Origin of the sequence: Burkholderia thailandensis E264 (assembly GCF_000012365.1) — a bacterium.
Taxonomy (GTDB): domain Bacteria; phylum Pseudomonadota; class Gammaproteobacteria; order Burkholderiales; family Burkholderiaceae; genus Burkholderia; species Burkholderia thailandensis.
This window is the reverse complement of sequence record NC_007651.1, coordinates 620,052-633,595: the sequence shown is the minus strand read 5'-3', so window position 1 is coordinate 633,595 and position 13,544 is coordinate 620,052. Positions and strand designations below refer to the sequence as shown.

Genomic DNA, 13,544 nt, shown 5'->3' with positions numbered 1-13,544 from the left:
CCCTCACTGCACGCGTCGCGAGCTGCCGCCCGCGCGCGCGTCGATTTTTTGCTCCAGTCGTTCGATCCGTTTCTCGACGCGCGCAAGCGCGTCGCGGGCCCGCGCGAGTTCGGCGTCGAAATCGGCGACCACGCTCTTGCGCACGACCTGCGGGTTTTCGTCGAGCCAATATTCGGCGATCGAATCGAGCACGTTGCGGCCCGTGCGGCGCGCGTGCGCGCCCGCCGAACGGACGACCGTCGCGATCCGGTGCGCGGCCGCGTCGCCGACGATCTTCGCGAGATCCTCCTCCGGCTCCCAGCGCAAGTGCTCGGCGAGCTTCGCGATCTGCGTCGCGAACTCCGCGTCGCCGTCGATCTTCACGTGCTTCATCACGGCCGCCTGCCCGCCTTGAAGGAACGCGGCCGCCGCGTCGAACGCGCCGCCGTCGCCGCCGCTCGACAGCGCGATCGACACGTCGAACTGACGCGCGTCGTGCGCCTCGACGGCGGCGAGATAGCCGTCCGGCTGCACGAGCAGTACGAGCGTCACGGGCTGGACTTCGAGCCGGGCGGTCTTGCCGGCATAGGGAATCAGACGATCGCGCGCCCAGGATTCGCGGGCGAGCAGGTGATTGACGGCGGCTGCAAAAGGCTTGGCGGCAAGGGTCATCTGGGTGGCAATGAAAAGCCCGCGCAGGCAGGGCGCCGGCGCGGGCTTCTATTGTAACGTCGGTTCGGGCGCGGCCTCGCGAGGCGCAACGCGCGGCACGACTTCCGTCAGTGCGTGCTCACCTGTTGAATGCCCGCGAGGAGCCACCCCTGGCTGCCCGACTTCGACAGATTCCACACCTCGTCGAACGGCTCGGCCGCCGCGCCCTGCGTCTCGCGGATCATGCCGTGGAAACGCACGCTCGCGAAGTGCTCGCCGCCGCGATCCTCCACCGCGAGCAGTTCGGCGTCGAGCCGCACGACGTCCGTCTGGTTCTCGCCCGCGCCGCGGCCGTCGAGGTCGATCTTCACTTCGGCGAACATCTCGGGCGTCGTGAACTCGCGGATGTCGGCGAGGTTGCCTTCGTCCCATGCGGCCTGCAGGCGCACGAAATAAACCTTCGCGTTGCGCAGGAACGCCTCGGTGTCGAAGCCCGCCGGCACCATAGGCGCCGCCGCGGGCGCCGCTGCCGTCGCCGCGCCGCCGAACACGCGCTGCGCTTCGCCCGCGTACGTGCTGCCCGAGCCCGCGAATGCGTCGTTGGGCGCCGCCTGGCGCCAGGCGCCCGCGTCCTGGTTGTAGCCGCCGTGATCGCGGTTCAGCGACGGCTGACCGCCCGCGTACGCCGGCTGCTGCTGCGCGCCGCGCCGGTTCATGAACTTGCGCACGAGCCAGATGCCCGCCATCGCGAGCAGCGCGATCACGATGACGTTCGCCATCATGCTGGCGAACGCGCCGCCGAGACCCAGGTGCGACAGCAGCGCCGCGATGCCGAGGCCGGCCGCGAGACCGGCGATCGGGCCGAGCCAGCGCGAGCGGTTCGGCTGCGCGGCGGGCGCCGGCTGCTGGCGCGGCGCCTGCGCGGGCGCAGCCTGCTGCATCGGCTGTTGCGCGGGCGGCGTCGCCTGGCGCTGCTGCAGCGTCTGCGACTGGCGGCCGACGCTGCGCCCGCCGCCCATGCGCTTCGCTTCGGCGTCGAGCGACGCAAACGTGCCGGCGGCGAGGAGGCCAACCATCATGAACGTGCCGATTCGCCGCGCCAACGACTTCGGCTCTCTACTGCGGTTGAACGACGAACGTGATGCGAACATCCTGGCCTCCGAGCTGAAAGGAAAATGTATGGATGGAACCCCTTAATACTTGGTTCCTACGTGTAAAGCTACCACGCCACCTGACAAATTGTAATATTTGACGGCGTCTAGCCCCGCTTGTTCCATCATCGTCTTCAGCGTTTCCTGATCCGGGTGCATCCGGATAGATTCGGCAAGATACCGATAACTGTCGGCATCTTTCGCGAACTTGTCACCAAGCCACGGTAATACTTTGAAAGAATAGACGTCGTACGCTTTCTTCAGCGGCTCCCAGACTTTCGAGAATTCGAGCACCATCACGCGGCCGCCCGGCTTCGCGACACGGCGCATCTCGGCGAGCGCCGAATCCTTGTGCGTCATGTTGCGCAAGCCGAACGCGACGGTGACGACGTCGAAATAGTTGTCCGGGAACGGCAGCTTCTCCGCGTCGCAAAGCAGCGACGGCGTGACGACGCCCTTGTCGAGCAGGCGGTCGCGGCCGACGCGCAGCATCGACTCGTTGATGTCGGTGTGCCAGACTTCGCCCGTCGGCCCCGCCGCCTTCGCGAACGCCTTCGTCAGATCGCCCGTGCCGGCCGCGATGTCGAGCACCTTGCCGCCCGGGCGCACGTTCGCCTGCGCGATCGTGAACGCCTTCCACGCACGGTGCAGGCCCGCCGACATCAGGTCGTTCATCAGATCGTAGTTGCTCGCGACCGAGTGAAACACCCCCGCGACCTTCTTCGCTTTTTCGTTTTCCTCGACGGTCTCGAAGCCGAAGTGGGTTTTGCTCATCGCGTTGATCCTCTATCAATGGCAAACGGCGCCGCCCGGCGCCGTCGTTCAGTGGTGGTGGCCTCGCGGCAGCGAGTCCGCCGGCATCGGCGCGTCTCGCTCGACGCCCGCCGCCTTCAATTTGTCGAAATATTCGCGCCAGAGCGCGTCCTGCCGGGTCGCGAGCTCGTGCAGCAGCTCCCACGAGTAGATGCCCGTCGAATGGCCGTCCGAGAACGTCGGCTTGAGCGCGTAGTTGCCGACCGGCTCGAGCGCCGTGATCGTCACGTCGCGCTTGCCCGTCTGCAGCGTCTCCTGGCCCGGACCGTGGCCGCGCACCTCGGCCGACGGCGAATAGACGCGCATCAGTTCGAACGGCACGCGATAGCTCTCGCCGCTCGGATACTGCAGCTCGAGCACGCGCGACACCGCATGCACGACGATGCCGGACGGCACGGGCGCCGCCGCCGCTTGCCCGCTCATGCGCGACCTCCGCTCACCGCCAGCTCGATTTCCTCGTGCACCGCGTTGTGCAGGAGCGTCGCCTGCGCGGCGCGCAGCCGCAGCAGCGCGTCGGACACCGACCGCTGGCGCGGCGCCCAGATCGGCTGCGGGAAGTGCGCATCGTTCGAGAAGCGCGGAATCACGTGCCAGTGCACGTGCGGCACCTGGTTACCCAGGCTCGCGAGGTTCACCTTCGCCGGCTGCATCACGCGCCGCACCGCCTTCTCGACCGCATAGACGATCCGCATCAGATGCGCGCGCTCGGCCTCGTCGAGATCGGAAAACTCGGCGACGTGCGCATGCCAGATCACCCGGCAGAAGCCCGGGTAATCGGTTTCGGTCGTCGCGAGGACGACGCGCACCGCGTCGTCCTTCCAGAGCACTTCGCCGCCGTCTTCACGGCAGAATACGCAATCCATCGTCAATTCCTTCACTGGTGGAACGTTCGTCACCTTACACCAGCACGCGCTCGATCCCGCCGTTGTTCGCGCGCGCGACGTAGTCGGCCATCCAGTTTTCGCCGAGCATGTGACGCGCGATCTCGACGACGATGTAGTCGGCCTCGATGCCCGCGTCCTCGTTGTAGCGCGACAGCCCCTGCAGGCACGCGGGGCAGCTCGTCAGGATCTTCACGTCGGATGCGCCCGCGGCCGCACCGTCCGAGCCGCTCGCCCCGTTGCCCGACACCACCGGAATGTTACGCAATTTGGCGGCGCCCTTCTTGATCTCTTCCTCCTTTCGGAAGCGGACCTGAGTCGAGATGTCCGGGCGCGCGACGGCGAGTGTGCCCGATTCGCCGCAGCAGCGATCGTTCTTCTCGATCTTGTAGCCGTCGTTGTGTGCGCCCATCAGATCGTTGACGAGCTTGACCGGGTCCATCGTCTTGATCGGCGTGTGGCACGGATCGTGATACATGTAGCGCGTGCCCGTCACGCCGTCGAGCTTCAGTCCCTTTTCGAGCAGGAACTCGTGGATGTCGATGATCCGGCAACCCGGGAAGATCTTGTCGAATTCGTAGCCGGCGAGCTGGTCGTAGCAGGTGCCGCACGACACGACCACCGTCTTGATGTCGAGGTAGTTCAGCGTGTTCGCGACGCGGTGGAACAGCACGCGATTGTCGGTGACGATCTGCTCGGCGCGGTCGTACTGACCCGAGCCGCGCTGCGGATAGCCGCAGCAGAGATAGCCCGGCGGCAGCACGGTCTGCACGCCCGCTTCCCACAGCATCGCCTGCGTCGCGAGCCCGACCTGCGAGAACAGGCGCTCGGAGCCGCAGCCGGGGAAGTAGAACACCGCCTCCGAATCGACGGTCGTCGTCTTCGGGTTGCGGATGATCGGCACGATCTTGTTGTCCTCGATGTCGAGCAGCGCGCGCGCCGTCTTCTTCGGCAGGTTGCCCGGCATCTTCTTGTTGACGAAGTGGATCACCTGCTCGACGGCGGGCCGCTTGCCGGTGGTCGACGGCGGGTGCGCGGTCTGCTTCTGCGCGACCTTCTTCAGCATGTCGTTCGCGAAGCGCTGCGCCTTGTAGCCCAAGCCCATCATCACCGCGCGCGTCGCGTTGATCGTCTGCGGGTTCGTCGCGTTCAGGAAGAACATGCCGGCCGCGCTGCCCGGGTTGAACTTCTTCTTGCCCATCTTGCGCAGCAGGTTGCGCATGTTCATCGTCACGTCGCCGAAGTCGATCTTCACCGGGCACGGCGTCGCGCACTTGTGGCAGACGGTGCAGTGATCGGCGACGTCGTTGAATTCGTCCCAGTGCTTGATCGACACGCCGCGGCGCGTCTGCTCTTCGTACAGGAACGCCTCGACGAGCAGCGACGTCGCGAGGATCTTGTTGCGCGGGCTGTACAGCAGGTTCGCGCGCGGCACGTGCGTCGCGCACACCGGCTTGCACTTGCCGCAGCGCAGGCAGTCCTTCACCGATTCGGCGATCGCGCCGATGTCGGACTGCTGCATGATGAGCGACTCGTAGCCCATCAGGCCGAAGCTCGGCGTGTACGCGTTGCGCAGATCCGCGCCTTCGAGCAGCTTGCCCTTGTTGAAGCGGCCCTGCGGATCGACGCACTGCTTGTATGCGCGGAATTCGGCGATCTCTTCGTCGGTCAGGAACTCGAGCTTCGTGATGCCGATGCCGTGCTCGCCGGAGATCACGCCGTCGAGCGAGCGCGCGAGCTTCATGATCCGCGCGACCGCCGCGTGCGCGTCCTGCAGCATCGCGTAGTTGTCGGAGTTCACCGGGATGTTCGTGTGCACGTTGCCGTCGCCCGCGTGCATGTGCAGCGCGACGAACACGCGGCCGCGCAGCACCCGCTTGTGGATCGCCTGCGCCTCGTCGAGGATCGGCTTGAACGCGCCGCCGTTGAAGATCTGCCGCAACTGGGCGCGAATCTCCTGCTTCCACGACACGCGCACCGTGCGGTCCTGCGTCACGTGGAAGACGGCCGCGTCCGGCTGCGCGTCGACCCGATCCGCGAATTTCTCCGCGAGCGCCTCATAACCGAGCGTGACGAGATAGTGCTGCGCCTCGCGCAGCGGCATGTCGAGCTTCTCGCGCAGGAATTCCCAACGCGCGCGCACGCGCTTGAGCAGGTCGAGCGCCTGCTGCACGCGGTCCTCGAGCAGCTCGGCGCTCGGAATCTCGCTCGCGTCGTCGCTCTTGCCGAGCGGCAGGTCGCCCGCGGTGAAGAACGCCTCGAGCGCGTCGACGAGCTGCAGCTTGTTCTTGATCGACAGCTCGATGTTGATCCGCTCGATGCCATCCGTGTACTCGCCCATCCGGTTCAGCGGAATGACGACGTCCTCGTTGATCTTGAACGCGTTCGTGTGCTTCGCGATCGCGGCGGTGCGGCTGCGGTCGAGCCAGAAGCGCTTGCGCGCTTCCGCGCTGACCGCGACGAAGCCCTCGCCGCTCTTGCCGTTGGCCATGCGCACGACTTCCGATGTCGCGTGCGCGACCGCATCGGCGTCGTCGCCGACGACGTCGCCGATCAGCACCATCTTCGGGAACGCCTGGCGCTTGCTCTTCGTCGCGTAGCCGACCGCGCGCAGATAGCGCTCATCGAGGTGCTCGAGGCCCGCGAGGATCGCGCCGCCCCGCTTCGACGTCTCGAACAGGTAATCCTTGATCTCGACGATGCTCGGAATCGCCTCGCGCGCCTGGCCGAAGAATTCGAGGCAGACGGTGCGCGTGTGCGCGGGCATCTTGTGCAGCACCCAGCGCGCGGACGTGATGAGCCCGTCGCAGCCCTCCTTCTGCACGCCCGGCAGGCCCGCGAGGAACTTGTCGGTGACGTCCTTGCCGAGGCCTTCCTTGCGGAAGCGCCGGCCCTCGATGTCGAGCGTCTCGGTGCGCAGCAGCCTCTCGCCCGGCGCGCGCGCGCCGTCGAACCACTTGAGCTCGAAACGCGCGACGGGGATATCGTGAATCTTGCCGAGATTGTGCTCGACGCGCGTGACTTCGAGCCAGTTGCCTTCCGGATCGACCATCCGCCACCACGCGAGATTGTCGAGCGCGGTGCCCCACAGCACCGCCTTCTTGCCGCCCGCGTTCATCGCGATGTTGCCGCCGATGCACGATGCGTCGAGCGACGTCGGATCGACCGCGAACACGTAGCCCGCCGCCTCGGCCGCCTCGGTCACGCGGCGCGTGACGACGCCCGCGCCGGAGAAGATCGTCGGCACCTTGTGCGCGACGCCCGGCAGCTCGGTCAACTCGACGGCGCCCAACTGCTCGAGCTTTTCGGTGTTGATGACGGCCGAGAACGGCGTGAGCGGCACCGCGCCGCCCGTGTAGCCCGTGCCGCCGCCGCGCGGGATCACGGTCAGGCCGAGCTCGAAGCACGCCTTCACGAGGCTCGCGATCTCCGCCTCGGTATCGGGCGTCAGCACGACGAACGGATACTCGACGCGCCAGTCGGTCGCGTCCGTCACGTGCGACACGCGCGCGAGGCCGTCGAAGCGGATGTTGTCCTTCTGCGTGCAGCGGCCGAGCACCTTCGTCGCGCGGCGGCGCAGCTCCGCCATCTTTTCGAACTCCTGCGCGAACGCGTCGACCGCGCGCTGCGCGGCCGCGGCGAGCATCTCGACGCGCGCGGCGCGCTCGCGGCCCGCCGTATCGCCATGCTCGGACAGATCGGCGCGGCGGCGCTTCTCGATCTCGGACAAGCGATGGTTCAGCGCCTCGATCAGCAGCGCGCGGCGCTTCGGATTGTCGAGCAGGTCATCCTGCAGATACGGATTGCGGCGCACCACCCAGACGTCGCCCAGCACCTCGTACAGCATCCGCGCCGAGCGGCCCGTGCGGCGCTCGCCGCGCAGTTCGTCGAGCGCGGCCCACGCTTCGTCGCCGAGCAGGCGGATCACGATCTCGCGATCGGAGAACGACGTGTAGTTGTAGGGAATTTCGCGCAGGCGCGGAGCGGGGTCGGCGGCGACGGCGGCTGCCGCGCCGTGCGGATCGAAAACTTGCGGTGCGTTCATGTTCGGACGATTCGGAGGCCGGCGCGCGGCGAAGGGGCGCGGTACCGGCAAGCGCGTGGCGCGCGATTTTTGGGGAAATCTTCTGTTACCAGGCGCGCGGAGGCCTGGCGGCGCTCGGTACCGTCACCACGATCGCGCGCAGCGCGCGTGCCGTTGCGCCGCGGGACACGCTGCGCGCGGCGACGGCTTCAAAAGGACGATCCGAGACTGCCTTTGCATCTTCCGATCCTTGATTCAAAACGAAATTCTAACCCAGGTTGGACGAACGCGTTAATCGTCGGCGCGGCAATCGAATGGCTCGTCAAGGCGGCCGCGGCCCCCGGGCGGCGGGCGTTTGCGACGGATCATGCGACGCGGCGCGCCTGTCTTTCAGTCTGCCGACAGCGCGCGGCACGCGCCCGATTCGCCGTCCGGACGGTCGGTAGCCGTTCGGCCGAGGCCGAAACGGCGAGGGTTGGCGCTATCATTGCCTTTTTCCGCCGCATCCACGCCCTTCTCGCCCTCTCATGGCTTCCCACGATTATCTGAAGAAAATCCTGACCGCCCGGGTATACGACGTCGCGCTCGAAACCGAACTCGAGCGCGCGCGCAACCTGTCCGCGCGGCTCGACAACGCCGTCTACCTGAAGCGCGAGGACAACCAGCCGGTGTTCTCGTTCAAGCTGCGCGGCGCGTACAACAAGATGGCGCACATCCCCGCCGACGCGCTCGCGCGCGGCGTGATCACCGCGTCGGCGGGCAACCACGCGCAAGGCGTCGCGTTCTCGGCCGCGCGGATGAACGTGAAGGCGGTGATCGTCGTGCCGGTGACGACGCCGCAGCTGAAGGTGGACGCGGTGCGCGCGCACGGCGGGCCGACCGTCGAGGTGATCCAGGCGGGCGAATCGTACAGCGACGCGTACGCGCACGCGGTGAAGGTGCAGGCCGAGCGCGGCCTCACGTTCGTTCATCCGTTCGACGATCCGTACGTGATCGCGGGCCAGGGCACGGTCGCGATGGAAATCCTGCGCCAGCATCAGGGGCCGATTCACGCGATCTTCGTGCCGATCGGCGGCGGCGGGCTCGCGGCGGGCGTCGCCGCGTACGTGAAGGCGGTGCGCCCCGAGATCAAGGTGATCGGCGTGCAGACCGACGATTCGTGCGCGATGAAGCAATCGCTCGCGGCGGGCAAGCGCGTCGAGCTCGCCGAGGTCGGCCTCTTCTCGGACGGCACGGCGGTCAAGCTCGTCGGCGAGGAGACGTTCCGCCTCTGCGCGGCGTATCTCGACGACGTCGTGACCGTCGACACCGACGCGCTTTGCGCGGCGATCAAGGACGTGTTCCAGGACACGCGCAGCGTGCTCGAGCCGGCCGGCTCGCTCGCCGTCGCGGGCGCGAAGCGGTATGCGGAGCGCGCGGGCATCGAGGGCGAGACGCTCGTCGCGATCACGTCCGGCGCGAACATGAACTTCGACCGGATGCGCTTCGTCGCCGAGCGCGCCGAGGTGGGCGAGGCGCGCGAGGCGGTGTTCGCGGTGACGATCCCCGAGGAGCGCGGCAGCTTCAGGCGCTTCTGCTCGCTCGTCGGCGAGCGCAACGTGACCGAGTTCAACTACCGGATCGCCGATGCGCAATCGGCGCACATCTTCGTCGGGGTGCAGATCCGGCGGCGCGACGAAACGGACGAAATCGCGCGCAACTTCGCCGCGCACGGCTTCACGACCGTCGATCTGTCGGGCGACGAGCTGTCGAAGCAGCACATCCGCTACATGGTGGGCGGCCGCTCGCCGCTCGCGCACGACGAGCGGCTGTTCCGCTTCGAATTTCCCGAGCGGCCGGGCGCGCTGATGAAGTTCCTGTCGTCGATGGCGCCCGACTGGAACATCAGCCTGTTTCACTACCGGAACCAGGGGGCCGATTACAGCTCGATCCTCGTCGGCCTGCAGGTACCGCAGGCGGACCACGCGGCGTTCGACCGCTTTCTCGCGGCGCTCGGCTATCCGTTCTGGGAAGAAAGCGTCAATCCGGCGTATCGTCTCTTCCTGTCGTAATCCGTCCATTCCATCCGATATGAACCCCGAACACTCCCCGCTCGGCAAGACGACCGTCTACGCGAACCAGTACGACGCGTCGCTGCTGTTTCCGATTCCGCGCGCGGGCGCGCGCGAGCAGATCGGCATCGGCGCGCCGCTGCCGTTCTTCGGCACCGACATCTGGAACGCGTACGAACTGTCGTGGCTCAATGCGCGCGGCAAGCCGCAAGTGGCGATCGCGACGTTCTACGTGCCCGCCGAATCGCCCAACATCGTCGAATCAAAATCGTTCAAGCTGTATCTCGGCTCGTTCGCGCAGACCGCGTTCGAATCGATCGACGCGGTGCGCGACGCGCTCAAGCGCGACGTGTCGGCCGCGTGCGGCGCGAGCGTGACCGTACGGCTCGCGACGCCCGCCGAATTCCGCAAGCTGCAGATGGACGAGCTCGACGGGCTGTCGCTCGATCGCCTCGATCTCGACGCCGACGTCTACGAGACCGATCCGTCGTTCCTCACCGCATCGCACGACGAGGCGCCCGTCGAGGAGACGCTCGTCACCGATCTGCTGAAGTCAAACTGCCCGGTGACGGGCCAGCCCGACTGGGGCAGCGTGCAGATCCACTACGTCGGCGCGCCGATCGATCACGCGGGCCTGCTGCGCTACATCATCTCGTTTCGCAACCACACGGGCTTTCACGAGCAGTGCGTCGAGCGGATCTTCATCGACATCCTGCGCGCGTGCAAGCCGGTGAAGCTCGCGGTCTACGCACGCTACACGCGCCGCGGCGGGCTCGACATCAATCCGTTCCGCACGAACTACAACCAGCCGATGCCGGACAACGCGCGCACCGCGCGGCAGTGACGCAGGCGGCGCGCGCCGTTGCCGGTCGTCACCTCGCGCCCGCGCGCCGACTGCCGGTTGCCGCGCAACGCGGAAATAGCGGCGAGCGCCGCGCGATTCGCCGCGCCGCGCTTTCCAAGAAAAAACGGGGCCCCGCCGGGACCCCGTCTTTCGCTCAGCCGCCTAATGAACGCGGCGCGCCCGCCGCGCGCCGCATCACTTCGCCGGCGCCTTGTAGGCGATGCAGTCGACTTCGACCTTGCAGTCGATCACCATGCTCGACTGCACGCACGCGCGGGCGGGCGGGTGCTCGCCGAAGTACGAGATGAAGACCTTGTTGAACGATGCGAAATCGCGCGCGTCGTCGAGCCACACGCCGCAGCGCACGACGTGCTCGAGGCCGTAGCCGGCTTCCTTCAGGATCGCGATCACGTTCTCGATCGCCTGCTTCGACTGCGTGACGATCCCGCCCTCGACGACCTCGCCGTTCACCATCGGCGTCTGGCCGGACACGTACAGCCACCCGTCCGCCTCGACCGCCCGCGCGAACGGCATCACCTGCCCGCCCGTGCCCTTTGCTTCGCCCACGCCATATCGCTTCATCGTTTCACTCCTTCGTTTCGTTTGACAACGCGCGCCGCCCGCGCGATGCGCGACGTTCGGTCGCCGGCCCACGCGCATCCGTTCGATCGCGCGCGCCGAATCCTTCAATCGGGCACGCTCAGAACGCGTCGTGCGCCGTCGCCGCGGCGCGCTCGCCGCGCGCGACGAAGCGGCCCGCGCGCTCGCCCGTCGGCACGCCGTTGCAATACGACAGCACGCCGTTCACCCACACCGCCTCGATCCCGTGCGCGGGCTGCTGCGGCTGCTCGAACGTCGCCGCATCGCGCACGCGGTCCGCATCGAACAGCACGAGGTCCGCGTGATAGCCGACCCGCACTTCGCCGCGCTGCGCAAGCCCGAAGCGCCGCGCGGACAGCGACGTCATCTTGCGCACCGCCTCCTCGAGCGAAATCAGCTGTTCGTCGCGCGCGTAGTAGCCGAGCACGCGCGGGAATGCGCCCCAAAGGCGCGGATGCGGCAGCGGATCGTTCGGCAGGCCGTCGGAGCCGACCATCGTTGCCGGGTGCGACAGGATCCGGCGCACGTCGTCCTCCGACATGTTGTGATACACGGCGCCCGCCGGCTGCAGCCGGCGGGCCGCCTCCTGTTCGGACACGCGCCACTCGGCCGCGATCGTCTTCAGCAGCTTGCCCGCCATTTCCGGATGCGGGTCGGACCACGTGATCGTGATGTCGATGTCGCCCGTCGCCTGCTTGATGTCGAGCGTCGACGAACTGCGGCTGTACGGATAGCAGTCGCAGCCCACGGGCTGGATGCGCCGCGCGCGTTCGAGCGACGCCAGCACTTCGCCGCTGCGCCCCCAGTTCGACGGCCCCGCGCACTTCAGATGCGAGATCACGACGGGCACGCGCGCATGCCGGCCGACGCGGTAGGCCTCGTCCATCGCGTCGAGGATCGCGTCGAACTCGGTGCGCATGTGCGTCGTGTAGACGGCGCCCGCTTTTGCGAGCGGCTCGGCGAGCGCCATCACTTCCTCGGTGGGCGCGGCGAACGCCGAGCCGTACGCGAGGCCGCTGGAAAGACCGAGCGCGCCGTGCGCGAGCGCCTCTTCGAGCTGCGCGCGCATCGCGGCGATTTCCGTGTCGGTCGCCGCGCGATCGAGCCTGTCCATCTGGTTGTTGCGCAGCGCGGTGTGGCCGACGAGCGCCGCGACGTTGACGGCCGGCTTCGCCGCGCCGAGCGCGTCGACGTAGGCCGCGAACGTCGGATAGCGGAACGCCGCGCGCGTGCCGAGCAGGTTCATCGGATCGGGCGGGTCGCCGTTCAGCGCGACGGGCGACGCGCTGATGCCGCAATTGCCGACGATCACCGTCGTCACGCCCTGCGAGATCTTCGGCAGCATCTGCGGCGCGTCGATCACGTGCGTATCGTCATGCGTGTGCACGTCGACGAAGCCGGGCGCGAGCGCGCGGCCGTCCGCCTCGACCACCTGCTCCGCGAGCCAGTTCGTCAGGTTGCCGATCGCGACGATGCGGTCACCGCGAATCGCCACGTCGCGCTCGACGCTCGGCGCGCCCGTGCCGTCGTACAACTGCGCGCCGACGATCAGCGTATCGGCCGCTTCGGGATGCGAGTGCATGTCAGTCTCCTAACGGTTGGCGGTCGCCGCCGCCGCGGTGCATGTCGAGCGCGTGCTTCATCCGGCGCAGCAGCTCGCGGCAGTCGTCGCCCAGGCGCAGCGCGACTTCGGTGACGAGCACGTCGAGCGCCATCAGCATCGCGTAGCGCGATGCCGACGGCTTGAAGATGAAATCGGTTTCGAACGCGACGACGGGAATCAGATGATCGGCGAGCTGCGCGAGCGGCGACGCGGGCGCGGTGAGCGCGACGAGCGTCGCGCCGTAGCGCTTCGCGAGCGCGCAGCTTTCGAGCTGCTCCGGGATGCGCCCCGACACCGACAGCGCGACGACCACGCAGCCGGGCGCCGCGGTGGTGGCGACCATCCGCTGCAGCAATGCGTCCTGGTAGGTCGCGACCGGCCGGCCGAAGCGCACGAGGCGAAAGCGCAGCTCGTCGGCGAGCGCGGTCGAGCCGCCGCCCTGCCCGTACACGTAGATCATGTTCGCGGCGGCGAGCGCGGCGGCGGGCGCGTCGAACGACGTCTGGCGCAGCAGCCGATGGTTGTGCTCGAGCGCGACCTGCACGTCTCCGTATACGCGCGAAACGGGCGTCTCGTCGCACTGCGCATCGGCCGCGGCCGGGGTCAGAAAGCGCTGGCCGACCGCGGCCGCCTGCGCGAGCCGCAGCTTGAGCTCGCGCACGTCGCGGCAGCCCACCGCCTTCGCGAAGCGCGTGACGGTGGCCACGCTCACGTCCGCGTGCGCGGCGAGCGCGCCGATGCTCGCGTGCGCGGCCTGAGTCAGATCGCCGAGGATCAGCGCCGCGACCTTGCGCTCCGCGTCGCGCAACTCGGGCGCGCACTCGGCGATCCGGGCGACGATGTCGAAGGCGGGCTGCTCGGCGGACGGCGTCATGAGGCGGGGCTCGGTCGATGGGGACGGCCGGTGCGAACCGGCGTGTTAATAAATAACATTACCGCAGCGATGC

At 67.9% G+C, this 13,544-nt stretch carries 11 protein-coding genes and 1 pseudogene; 3 read left to right on the top strand and 9 right to left on the bottom strand.

Annotated features, from left to right (window positions below; genetic code table 11):
* Positions 1-3: 3 nt before the first annotated feature.
* From BTH_RS15025 to BTH_RS15000, 6 genes are all read right to left on the bottom strand, one after another.
* Positions 4-651 (bottom strand): ubiquinone biosynthesis accessory factor UbiJ, encoded by a 648-nt coding sequence (locus BTH_RS15025; protein ID WP_009892943.1) that lies wholly within the window; start codon positions 649-651, stop codon positions 4-6.
* Between the two features lie 107 nt (positions 652-758).
* The gene (locus BTH_RS15020) at positions 759-1,733 is read right to left on the bottom strand and encodes a Tim44 domain-containing protein (RefSeq protein ID WP_009892944.1); all 975 of its coding nucleotides are present in this window, start codon (positions 1,731-1,733) and stop codon (positions 759-761) included.
* Positions 1,734-1,823: 90 nt separating this feature from the next.
* Positions 1,824-2,555, bottom strand: coding sequence for a bifunctional demethylmenaquinone methyltransferase/2-methoxy-6-polyprenyl-1,4-benzoquinol methylase UbiE (gene ubiE, locus BTH_RS15015; RefSeq protein ID WP_004189973.1), 732 nt, complete (start codon positions 2,553-2,555; stop codon positions 1,824-1,826).
* A gap of 48 nt (positions 2,556-2,603) precedes the next feature.
* Positions 2,604-3,017, bottom strand: coding sequence for a gamma-butyrobetaine hydroxylase-like domain-containing protein (locus tag BTH_RS15010; RefSeq protein WP_009892946.1), 414 nt, complete (start codon positions 3,015-3,017; stop codon positions 2,604-2,606).
* On the bottom strand, positions 3,014-3,457 hold the full coding sequence (locus tag BTH_RS15005) for an HIT family protein (RefSeq protein WP_009892947.1): 444 nt from the start codon (positions 3,455-3,457) through the stop codon (positions 3,014-3,016). Before BTH_RS15005 ends, BTH_RS15010 begins: the two co-directional genes overlap by 4 nt.
* A 34-nt stretch (positions 3,458-3,491) precedes the next feature.
* Positions 3,492-7,520 carry a DUF3683 domain-containing protein gene (locus tag BTH_RS15000; protein WP_009892948.1) on the bottom strand — a complete coding sequence of 1,343 codons (4,029 nt, stop codon included), beginning with the start codon at positions 7,518-7,520 and terminating at the stop codon, positions 3,492-3,494.
* Between BTH_RS15000 and BTH_RS35690 the strand changes: the two are divergent.
* The 3 genes and pseudogenes from BTH_RS35690 (at position 7,491) to queF (ending at position 10,394) form a co-directional block, all read left to right on the top strand.
* A pseudogene (locus BTH_RS35690) lies at positions 7,491-7,794 on the top strand (hypothetical protein). The gene BTH_RS15000 and the pseudogene BTH_RS35690 overlap by 30 nt on opposite strands.
* Before the next feature lie 232 nt (positions 7,795-8,026).
* Positions 8,027-9,550, top strand: coding sequence for a threonine ammonia-lyase, biosynthetic (gene ilvA / locus BTH_RS14995; protein ID WP_009892949.1), 1,524 nt, complete (start codon positions 8,027-8,029; stop codon positions 9,548-9,550).
* Between the two features lie 19 nt (positions 9,551-9,569).
* Entirely contained in the window at positions 9,570-10,394 is an 825-nt protein-coding gene (gene queF, locus BTH_RS14990) for an NADPH-dependent 7-cyano-7-deazaguanine reductase QueF (protein WP_009892951.1), read from the top strand.
* Positions 10,395-10,589: 195 nt separating this feature from the next.
* On the opposite strand, the gene BTH_RS14985 is transcribed toward queF, so the two are convergent.
* From BTH_RS14985 to BTH_RS14975, 3 genes are all read right to left on the bottom strand, one after another.
* A complete protein-coding gene (locus BTH_RS14985) occupies positions 10,590-10,976 on the bottom strand; it encodes a RidA family protein (RefSeq protein ID WP_004189219.1) in 387 nt (128 codons plus the stop codon).
* Positions 10,977-11,094: 118 nt separating this feature from the next.
* The gene (locus tag BTH_RS14980) at positions 11,095-12,576 is read right to left on the bottom strand and encodes an N-acyl-D-amino-acid deacylase family protein (RefSeq protein WP_009892955.1); all 1,482 of its coding nucleotides are present in this window, start codon (positions 12,574-12,576) and stop codon (positions 11,095-11,097) included.
* Between the two features lies 1 nt (position 12,577).
* Positions 12,578-13,471, bottom strand: coding sequence for a MurR/RpiR family transcriptional regulator (locus BTH_RS14975; protein WP_009892957.1), 894 nt, complete (start codon positions 13,469-13,471; stop codon positions 12,578-12,580).
* Positions 13,472-13,544 lie beyond the last annotated feature (73 nt).

Excerpts from the sequence above, each read along its gene's own strand:
- BTH_RS15025 (WP_009892943.1), bottom strand. The coding sequence starts at position 651 with ATGACCCTTGCCGCCAAGCCTTTTGCAGCCGCCGTCAATCACCTGCTC.
- ilvA (WP_009892949.1), top strand. The coding sequence starts at position 8,027 with ATGGCTTCCCACGATTATCTGAAGAAAATCCTGACCGCCCGGGTATAC.
- BTH_RS15010 (WP_009892946.1), bottom strand. The coding sequence starts at position 3,017 with ATGAGCGGGCAAGCGGCGGCGGCGCCCGTGCCGTCCGGCATCGTCGTG.
- BTH_RS15005 (WP_009892947.1), bottom strand. The coding sequence starts at position 3,457 with ATGGATTGCGTATTCTGCCGTGAAGACGGCGGCGAAGTGCTCTGGAAG.
- BTH_RS14975 (WP_009892957.1), bottom strand. The coding sequence starts at position 13,471 with ATGACGCCGTCCGCCGAGCAGCCCGCCTTCGACATCGTCGCCCGGATC.
- BTH_RS15000 (WP_009892948.1), bottom strand. The coding sequence starts at position 7,520 with ATGAACGCACCGCAAGTTTTCGATCCGCACGGCGCGGCAGCCGCCGTC.
- BTH_RS14980 (WP_009892955.1), bottom strand. The coding sequence starts at position 12,576 with ATGCACTCGCATCCCGAAGCGGCCGATACGCTGATCGTCGGCGCGCAG.
- BTH_RS14985 (WP_004189219.1), bottom strand. The coding sequence starts at position 10,976 with ATGAAGCGATATGGCGTGGGCGAAGCAAAGGGCACGGGCGGGCAGGTG.
- queF (WP_009892951.1), top strand. The coding sequence starts at position 9,570 with ATGAACCCCGAACACTCCCCGCTCGGCAAGACGACCGTCTACGCGAAC.
- ubiE (WP_004189973.1), bottom strand. The coding sequence starts at position 2,555 with ATGAGCAAAACCCACTTCGGCTTCGAGACCGTCGAGGAAAACGAAAAA.